Origin of the sequence: Ruminococcus sp. 210702-SL.1.03, from assembly GCF_020559915.1 — a bacterium.
Classification (GTDB): domain Bacteria; phylum Bacillota; class Clostridia; order Oscillospirales; family Ruminococcaceae; genus YE71.
Map to the genome: position 1 here is coordinate 1 of NZ_JAJCLZ010000114.1, position 741 is coordinate 741.

General features: G+C 49.9%; 1 protein-coding gene. It reads left to right on the plus strand.

Features of this window, described 5'->3' with window-relative positions; genetic code table 11:
- A partial coding sequence (locus tag LI114_RS13685; RefSeq protein ID WP_227221129.1) for a prealbumin-like fold domain-containing protein occupies positions 1 to 741 on the plus strand: 741 nt, incomplete at both ends.

The following is a 741-nucleotide window of genomic DNA, read 5'->3' on the forward strand; positions in this document are numbered from 1 at the left end:
AGGCGGCTCTTATCTACCCCGGCAGCGAGCTTACGGAAAGCGGCGATGAGCTTACGCCCTGCGAGTATTTCGGCGGACTCCACATCGAGTGCGTTCCCTGCGACACGTCAGGAAACACTGTTCCTCTTCTCTTCATTGAAGTAGGACACGCAGAAAACTACGGTTATGATGATCTTGATAAGAACGAAGCAAAAGATATTTCTTTCTTTGACAGATGTACAAGCAGTGAATTTGAGAATTTCAACGGTCTTGTAAAGTACCCTTCAGGAACAAAGGTCGGCAGCTATGATCTTAACGCTGACTCCTGCTACCCCGCGGCGGCTGCGACAACGGACAAGGCGGCAGGACAGAACAAGTATGCCGCTGCCGAGATCGTAAACCGTTACTACCATGCTTCACTAGTAGTTACTAAGCGTGACAGCGATACCGAAGAGCCTGTAAGCGGCGCGGTATACGGTCTATATGCAACTAAGGACGATCTGTCCTCGCTCATCTCAACGGCAATCACTGACGAAAACGGCAAGGCAAGATTTGATACGGCGGCTGCGGCAAATACCGTTTACTATCTCAAAGAGATCGAATCGCCCAAAGGCTATGCGCTCGACAACGATTGGCACGAGATCGTGTTTGCGCCCGGCAACATAGAGCAGAATCTTGTTTTAGACAGCGATTTCGGCGACTTCGGTACTGACACTCAGGACGAGCCGTACAAGCTGAATATCATCGTAAACAAAAATGACG